The sequence below is a fragment of the Staphylococcus sp. EG-SA-17 genome, assembly GCF_017151845.1.
GTDB classification, from domain to species: domain Bacteria; phylum Bacillota; class Bacilli; order Staphylococcales; family Staphylococcaceae; genus Staphylococcus; species Staphylococcus aureus.
In genome coordinates this window covers 1-8,413 of sequence record NZ_JACVZO010000047.1, presented here as the reverse complement: position 1 = coordinate 8,413, position 8,413 = coordinate 1, and the positions used below count along the sequence as shown (strand labels likewise).

Annotated in this window: 10 protein-coding genes and 1 pseudogene; 3 read left to right on the top strand and 8 right to left on the bottom strand. The window is 32.4% G+C overall.

Features of this window, described 5'->3' with window-relative positions; genetic code table 11:
* The 3 genes from IDG65_RS14895 to IDG65_RS13575 form a co-directional block, all read right to left on the bottom strand.
* Positions 1–74: hypothetical protein (locus IDG65_RS14895; protein ID WP_241012755.1), on the bottom strand; the 74-nt coding region annotated here is incomplete at its 3' end.
* A gap of 878 nt (positions 75–952) precedes the next feature.
* Complete coding sequence (locus tag IDG65_RS13580; RefSeq protein ID WP_000910578.1) at positions 953–1,318, bottom strand: hypothetical protein; 366 nt, start codon at positions 1,316–1,318, stop codon at positions 953–955.
* A gap of 263 nt (positions 1,319–1,581) precedes the next feature.
* Positions 1,582–2,400: an SDR family oxidoreductase gene (locus IDG65_RS13575; RefSeq protein WP_000824945.1), complete on the bottom strand. Its 819-nt coding sequence runs from the start codon at positions 2,398–2,400 to the stop codon at positions 1,582–1,584.
* Positions 2,401–2,634: 234 nt separating this feature from the next.
* Between IDG65_RS13575 and IDG65_RS13570 the strand changes: the two genes are divergently transcribed.
* A complete protein-coding gene (locus IDG65_RS13570; RefSeq protein WP_000202026.1) occupies positions 2,635–4,173 on the top strand; it encodes an AbgT family transporter in 1,539 nt (512 codons plus the stop codon).
* 111 nt (positions 4,174–4,284) lie between these two features.
* Here the strand turns inward: IDG65_RS13570 and IDG65_RS13565 are convergent, their stop codons facing one another.
* The 5 genes from IDG65_RS13565 to IDG65_RS13545 all read right to left on the bottom strand — a co-directional run bounded on the left by IDG65_RS13565 (position 4,285) and on the right by IDG65_RS13545 (position 7,658).
* The gene (locus tag IDG65_RS13565) at positions 4,285–4,707 is read right to left on the bottom strand and encodes a carboxymuconolactone decarboxylase family protein (RefSeq protein ID WP_001146762.1); all 423 of its coding nucleotides are present in this window, start codon (positions 4,705–4,707) and stop codon (positions 4,285–4,287) included.
* A gap of 452 nt (positions 4,708–5,159) precedes the next feature.
* Positions 5,160–5,585, bottom strand: coding sequence for a DUF1433 domain-containing protein (locus tag IDG65_RS13560; RefSeq protein ID WP_000037434.1), 426 nt, complete (start codon positions 5,583–5,585; stop codon positions 5,160–5,162).
* Between the two features lie 17 nt (positions 5,586–5,602).
* Complete coding sequence (locus IDG65_RS13555; protein WP_000038242.1) at positions 5,603–6,022, bottom strand: DUF1433 domain-containing protein; 420 nt, start codon at positions 6,020–6,022, stop codon at positions 5,603–5,605.
* A 266-nt stretch (positions 6,023–6,288) separates the two neighbouring features.
* Positions 6,289–6,711: a DUF1433 domain-containing protein gene (locus IDG65_RS13550; protein WP_000162202.1), complete on the bottom strand. Its 423-nt coding sequence runs from the start codon at positions 6,709–6,711 to the stop codon at positions 6,289–6,291.
* Between the two features lie 251 nt (positions 6,712–6,962).
* Complete coding sequence (locus IDG65_RS13545) at positions 6,963–7,658, bottom strand: SDR family oxidoreductase (RefSeq protein ID WP_000217469.1); 696 nt, start codon at positions 7,656–7,658, stop codon at positions 6,963–6,965.
* A gap of 288 nt (positions 7,659–7,946) precedes the next feature.
* Between IDG65_RS13545 and IDG65_RS13540 the strand changes: the two genes are divergently transcribed.
* Both IDG65_RS13540 and IDG65_RS13535 read left to right on the top strand, forming a co-directional pair.
* Positions 7,947–8,228: a single-stranded DNA-binding protein gene (locus tag IDG65_RS13540; RefSeq protein WP_000220938.1), complete on the top strand. Its 282-nt coding sequence runs from the start codon at positions 7,947–7,949 to the stop codon at positions 8,226–8,228.
* A pseudogene (locus tag IDG65_RS13535) lies at positions 8,173–8,286 on the top strand (hypothetical protein); the annotation flags it as partial. The gene IDG65_RS13540 and the pseudogene IDG65_RS13535, both read left to right, overlap by 56 nt.
* Positions 8,287–8,413 lie beyond the last annotated feature (127 nt).

Sequence of the window (8,413 nt, the reverse complement as noted above, 5' to 3'; positions counted from 1 at the left end):
TGTTTTGAATGAACAAGTATCGTCATATTCCCCGAAGGATTATACTTAGAAAATTCTATAACCTGCCGATTCATACGACACTCCTTTAGATGTATTTTTAGGGAGTGGGACAGAAATGATATTTTCGTAAAATTTATTTCGTCGTCCCACCCCGGCAAGGTTGACTAGAATTGAAAAAAGCTTGTTACAAGCGCATTTTCGTTCAGTCAACTACTGCCATTATAACTTTGTAGAGCATAGAACATTGATTTATGTCTCAGGCTCTTATGCAGTTGGTGCGAAGCAAGCAACTGTATTCCTCTATAACTGTAATTTTTTAGAAGGTGAACCTAATAGTTTCCCATCTATTAGGTAAGTCATGCTAACCCGCAAAGTGGAAAGCATGACTTAGTAATCGGTTGTTGCATCAACATGCAACCGTAAACCTTATTTAAAGTTGCTTCTTGTGGCTCTACAAGCGAATGCAGTTGTCCGTTAACTACATTCACTTAGATGCTTTTACTGTTTTCACCTCAACTAAAACTTCAAAAAAGTTGCAGAAAACAAATCGTAACTATTACGATTTGATTATATACTATATTAGTTGAGAATCATTGTCAATAAAGGTTGTAAATGAATGCTCATTTATATTTTGATAATCCTTCCATAAACATCGTATTCTCAGCACATTCAAGTCTTTTTGAAAATTTTTATCAATAATTGAGTAGAAGTTTCGTTCTCGTCAGTTCAAAATTTTACGTAAGTTGTCTCTGCGTATTGCTTTAGTGAGAATAACCCACACTTGTGGAAACGTCCTTTTGCTAATCTACAATGGATACCCTTGTCTTTCGCTAACATTTCCTATTACCAATCCTGTAACGGATTTTCATCGTCAAGTTGTTGCCCATACAATACGCACCAAAAAAAGCTTTGTACAATTTCGTACAAAGCTTTAAAAATTTAAATAAAAATATCATTGTTTTAATGAACTAGCCATATCAGATTTTATTTCGTTTGCTAATACTTGTAATTCAGGGAAATAATTATTAGCAAAGCCAATTATTATTTTATTTTTTACAAACGTGTTAATCTCTCGATCTTCTGGAATCGTATTTTCTATTAAATTCAAAAGTTCACTATGACTTATGTTCTCTATACTTACTGTATTTAAATATTTTAAAATCGCAAGATACAATTCATCAAATACTTCATGTTCAAAATCAAAGTCCAATAATAATAAACTAACGGAATTAGTTTCTAACTGATTATCTCCAATTTTATCTGCAATCTCTCTTATAGCTTGATATAGCAATCTAAAACTTTCTTTTTCTTTTAACATAAAATTCTCCTTAATTTATTAGAATAGACAAAATACAGCTTATTTTAAAGATACTCCAAAAGTTTGAACTCGAGATTCTGATAAATTAGATGCACGACCTACAATACGTTAAAACAAGCTTTAAGCAATACACTTCAAATGAACAATATGTGATTTTCAAAGATTAATTAATCTCCGATTTAAATGTCTGTCATTGCGACAATATGCATACATTGCCTACTTCATGCCAAATTATTTTCCACTGGATATCGATTTTAAAACAATTATTCCAATGTCCGCTTCCACGAATCATCACTCAACATCTCGCCAGGCCATGTGTAAGCCATAACACCACCGTCAATGCGAATTGTTTCACCAGTAATAAATGAACTGTCATCAGATGCTAAAAAGACAACGAGCTTGCCTACTTCTTCTGGTTTACCTAAACGTCCCAGCGGAGTCATCCATTTTTGATTTTCTCTAAATGTTTTACCTGCATCATCCTCACTCGTACCTGTCAGTTTATCTACTAACGGGGTTTCAATTGTACCTGGTGCAATTGCATTGGATCGAATGCCATCACGACCATACTCAATTGCGATTGATTTTGTAAAATTAATCACTGCGCCTTTCGCAGCATTATATCCTGAGCGATACAAATCTGCTGCCTGTCCTGAAAATGAAGACGTATTAACAATAGAGCCACCTTGATTCATCATTAAAGGTAACATCATTTTCGTCATTAAAAATGTCCCACGCATATCTACATTCATAATCTTGTCATACACATCTATTGGATACTCATGAATTCTACCAGACGCATCATCCACACCGGCATTATTAAACAACACATCGATTCTTCCAAACTGTTCCTTTATGTCAGACACAAAGTCTACCACTTGTTGTTCATCTGAAATATCCACATTATACGCCTTCGCATTGTCACCATTACTTTTAATTTTATCGACAGTCTCCGATACCGCTTCAGCTATGTCTACCGCCAATACATACGCACCTTCTTGAGCTAAAGCGATTGCAGAAGCTTGTCCGATACCTGTACTTGCTCCTGTTACGACTGCAACTTTATTTTCCAAACGTTTCATTCAGTCACTCCTATACAACATATCTTAAACTTACAGTCCTTATTTTCCACTGTTCAATGCTTCATAAACCTAATAGATAAGTCTCCAGGCAGTCTTAGCTACTCTCTGCTATACAATTTCTATTGAATAACTCAAAATATTTAACAATATTAGTCTTTTCATTTTCTGAAAATTGTTACTTTTGAGAGTATTTTTTGTTACACTTTAAATATTTAACAAAGGGGGGAATCATTGATGACATCAAAACATCAACAAAAGGGGTCTATCGTCAATCGTTTCTTGAATAGTGTTGAAAAAATTGGAAATAAATTGCCAGATCCTAGCGTCTTATTCTTTTTAATGTGTATAGGCTTAGCCATTATGACGTGGGTTATCTCATTATTTAATGTATCTGTTAAGCATCCAGGTACACATCAAACCATTTATATTAAAAATATAATTAGCCATGATGGATTTACGATGATAATGAATGATACGATTAAAAATTTCTCAGAGTTCCCAGCATTAGGCTTAGTACTAGCAGTGATGATTGGTATTGGTGTTGCAGAGAAAACAGGATACTTCGACAAGTTAATGATTTCTGTTGTGAATCGCGCACCACGATTTTTAATTTTACCGACTATTATATTAATTGGTATTTTAGGTAGTACAGCCGGCGATGCTGCGACAATTATCTTGCCGCCGCTTGCAGCAATGCTTTTTATTAAAATTGGCTATCACCCTATTGCTGGTTTAACGATGGCATATGCTTCCGCTGTTGGAGGATTTGCAGCAAATATAGTTGTTGGTATGCAAGATGCTTTGGTCTATTCATTTACAGAACCGGCAACACGTATCGTTTCAGATTCTATTAAAACAAACGTTGCTATGAACTGGTACTTTATCGCAGCGAGTGTCGTTGTATTACTTCCTACGATATTGCTAGTTACAACTAAGCTCATTATTCCTAGATTAGGAAAATATGATGACAGTTTAATGCATGATGACCATGAAGAAACATCTTCACATATTACTGACAAAGAAGCACATGCTTTAAAATGGGCAAATATCAGTTTCATAGTCACAATTATTTTATTAATTATTACAGCCATTCCTGAACATAGCTTTTTAAGAAATGCTAAAACAGGCAGCTTACTAGACGATGCGCCATTAATTAACGGTGTCGGATTAATTATTCTTGTCGTATTTTTAGTACCTGGATTAGTTTATGGGATTTTAAGCAAAGAAATTAAAAATACAAAAGACTTAGGTAAAATGTTCGGCGATGCTGTAGGATCAATGGGAACATTTATCGTTATTGTGTTTTTTGCAGCACAGCTACTTGCGTATTTAAAGTGGAGTAATTTAGGAATTATCGCTGCTGTTAAAGGTGCCAAATTATTAGAACATCAAAACGGTATTGTATTGATACTAGGTATTATCGTACTGAGTGCAATGGTCAACATGTTAATCGGAAGCGCATCGGCTAAATGGGGTATTTTAGGACCGATATTCGTACCAATGTTAATCCTTATCGGCTTTCATCCCGCATTCACACAAGTCATTTACCGTGTAGGAGATTCAATTACCAATCCAATTACACCGATGATGCCGTACTTACCTTTATTATTAACTTATGCACAAAAATACGATAAACGCATGAAACTCGGAGCCTTACTTTCTAGTTTAATGCCGTATTCAATCGCACTAAGTATTGTGTGGACAGTATTTGTCATTATTTGGTTCCTATTAGGTATCCCTGTTGGACCAGGTGGACCGATATTCGTTAAATAACAGTATTCAAAGGGATAAATTAAAATGCCACTATACAAGATTTGACCTGTATAGTGGCATGATTTGTTATGATATAGCGCTCGAGATGAAACTCTGTATTTATATGAACAATTATAGTTTATCACTAATAATATTTAGTCTGTTCCAACCGTTAATTTGGTTTACAACAAAGACAAGATCAATAATTTGTTCTTCATCATAAAATGATTTTAGCCGGTCAATAATTTCAAACTTCTTAAAGTCTTTGATTGAATTTAACATTTCTGCAAATTCAAGCGTCACTTTTTCTTGATCAGTAAATAAATCTAAATGTCTAAAACTCAAGACTTCATCAATTTTCATTTGTGTTACACCCAATTCCTTTAATTCTTTTTTATGGATATCAACACAATAATGACAACCGTTAATTTTAGAAATTAATAACTTAATCAATGCACTAAGTTCATCATTAACGGGTGATTGATGAATAAACTTTTCACCTTGGCTCATTACAGACATTAACTCTCCATTTTGTTTCTTGTAATTATACGGCATTTGCAATCTCTCCTTTACATTGTTTAATACCAATCCAGTGATACTACACTTCGAACAATATTGGATAGAATTTGAAATTCTGTATAACATCTTGTCAATCTATGCTTTAGTTAAAACATTTAGCGCTTATATTTAAAAAATATATAAAATATGAAAACAGATTGAAAGGATATTATACCTTGCTCTACCCTTTTTTATAAAAAATCACACACATTTGAGAAAATTTGATAATGTCAATAAATCACGCCATCGCCATTGTTATTAGGTATATATTGTTCTTATAATGGCCAAACTATTATTCCATTTACATTAATGGGGTTCGCTTGTGTTAATGTACTGTAAAAAACTGGGGAAGTATTGGTGATGATGAAGTGATTTATATTAATTGCGAAACACCTTCGATAGCAAACGATATTAAACATGTACAAATCAAGCTAAATATTACGTGAAAATCACTGTTTAGTGTTTTTCTTTTTGTTTATTTCTTCTTTAATTTTTTCAGGAGATTTTAAATTTTCAGCGTTCTTTAATTTTCCTAAGACTTCATTACTTCCTGTCAATCCTCCAGTGAATTGATAGTTTTCTTCAGGTGACCCATATGCAACAAAATCAGCTTCTTTATTTTCATTGATGTAACCTTCAATTACTGCATCGCCCATAGGTCCTCTTTTTAAACTTGTGAAATGTACAGATTTGATGGTATTGGGTTCTTTGGTATTATGCTTGAGATAAAGTGTAATGCGCTCTTGTTGTCCTTTGTAATAAATTTCTTTTTGTTTTTCTTTTTCGTCATATTTCATTTTTAAATAAATGACGGATGCAACTATACATATACATAAAATGACACCAATAATTATAAAACCATGTTTTTTGGACATTAAAGCAACTCCTAACTTTAGTGACTCTTCTTTTTATTTAGTTCTTTTTTTATACCATCTGGTGATTTTAATTGATGCGCTGGTTTTAGTAACTCACTTAATCTTTCACTTTTAATTAAATCACCTACAAATTGAAAGTTATTTTCAGGTGATGCATAGGCAACAAAATCATCTTTTTTGTTTTCATTTATGTAACCTTCAATCACAGCACTTCCCATAGGACTTGTTTCCAATTTTGTGAAATGCACAGATTTAATCGTGTTCGGTTCTTTAGTGTTATGCTTGAGATAAAGTGTAATGCGCGCTTGTTGTTCTTTATAGTATATTGATTTTTGTTTTTCTTTTTCGTCATATTTCATTTTAAAATAGATACTTGCAACACTAATTAATATGATTAACATAATACTAGTTAATATTAAAATTTTCTTTTTCGACATCTATCACCAGCTCCTAAAATGTGGTGGGATTTTATACAGTTTACATATTTATGATACTACAAAACACACTCTTACAAAGAAAATCTATAATTTTAATCTAGGTCAAGGAAAAGCAGCCAAAAGTGTTCATTTAAGATCATCGGAATATTGCGGTTATGAAGTGGTTAACAGATAAATACAGTGAAAATTGTACTAAAAATTCAACTTTTCATTTTTATGTGTAAGTATGATTAACTTGAAAGCAAAATTAAAACGACCGCATTGTTTTAGCGGTCGTTCTTTTTAGAATCTAGTTCTTTTTTTATATCATCAGGCGTTTTGGTTTGATGTGCTGGTTTTAATAATGTGCTTAAATTTTTACTTTTGATTAAACTTCCACCAAATTGATAATTATGTTCTGGAGACCCATATGCAACAAAATTATCTTCTTTATTTTCATTGATGTAACCTTCAATTACGGCATCGCCCATAGGTCCTGTCTTTAAACTTGTGAAATGCACAGATTTGATCGTGTTCGGTTCTTTAGTGTTATGCTTGAGATAGAGTGTAATACGCTCTTGTTGTTCTTTATAATAAATTGATTTTTGCTTTTCTTTTTCGTCATATTTCACTTTTAAATAAATGACTGTAGCAACTATACATATACATAAAATAACACCAATAATTATAAAAACATGTTTTTTGGTCATTAAAGCAACTCCTAGAATATGGTAGGAAATGAAAAAGTTTTTATAGTTCTGTAATTATGAACATTATAGATTATAAATCATAACACTAATATAGTCGCCTTCACTCACTTGATTGTTAAAATCACCAATTACTGAGAATTGTACAAGGAATAATTGTCTATCATGCCCTTATATCATTATTGCCTTACTAATATTAACAAAACCGATAGCTATTACATTAAATGCCTATATCCCAGACCTCAAACACCTTTTTATACAGGACGCACTGTAATTTCATTCACGTTAACGTGCTTTGGTTGTGTTAATGCATATAATACTGCTTCTGCAATATCTTGTGGTTCAAGTTTTTTACGATCTGTTGGATTGTATGCGGCAGTTATTGCTGTATCTACCATTCCTGGAGAAATGCTTGTTACTTTAACACCTGTCTTTGCCAACTCTTTTTCTAATCCTTGAGTAATAGTGTGAACTGCTGCTTTCGTCGCACTATAAATCGTACTGCTTTTCGTTACTTCAAAGCCAGAAATAGATGCAATGTTAATAAGATGACCACTTGATTGTTCTAACATAGTTGGTAATGCAGCCTGTGCCGTATATAAAGTGCCTTTGATATTCACATCAATCATACTATCCCACTCATCTACTTGATAATCAGTAATCTTAGACGATAACATTTGTCCCGCACTATTGATAACAATATCCAAACCACCGAATGTTTGTTGTGCAATTTTTATCAATTCATCGACTTCTTCTTTTTTCGTTACATCTGTTGGCACTACCTTCACACTATCTTGAGCTAATTGATTCGCCACATTTTGTAGTTTATCTTTATTTCTACCGGCTAAGATGACTTTCACACCCTCTTCATGTAGTAATGTTGCAATTGCTTCTCCAATACCACTACCTGCACCTGTAACTACTGCTACTTTATCTGTTAATACTGTCATAATGATCGACTCCTTTGATTCTTTTTATTTTTTCAGGGTAAATCATAAATACATATTACTTTTAAAAAGCGTATCACAATTCATATAACGGTCATAATAACTCGCTTCATTTTCATAGATAAATTACATTACAAGCCATTCGAAATATACAATTAATCGTTGCTTATATTTTTTATTTTTAAAAATGTTGAAAAATCGTCACTTCTTTATTGTAAAAACATTATATTAGTACTAAAGTTAATACTGTGATTTATCATTCGATTGAATGATTAGAGGGAGGAATAAAACGTGACATATCATGAGCGTGTTTTAGCATTAAGAGCAGAAAGTAAAAGAACCGCATTTGATTTTCGATTCGAAGATTTATTTAGCAAAGAAGAATGGCTAAGTATGTCGCTTGCAGAAAGACAAAAAGCTGAAAAAGCATTTCGACACGAAGTTAAAAATATGGACGATGTAAGAATGCCCTTCTCAAGTGTCCATGACGCCCAAGTAAAATTATATAATGTTGTATATTCTTATAACGGCATTAAACGTAATTTTAAACAAGTTGAAAATGAAGGATTCTAATATCATTTCGTTTATATATAGCAGACATGATAGAATTTTATATGTAAATCTTGTAGGTTGTAAATGTCAATATAAAAATGTACATAAATGATTGTATAAGAATGTACAAAATTGTTTGCTAAGTAATTTCCTTCTTAGGTGAATGATCTTTTAATCTATACGATTTGCCTTTGATTTTAACTACA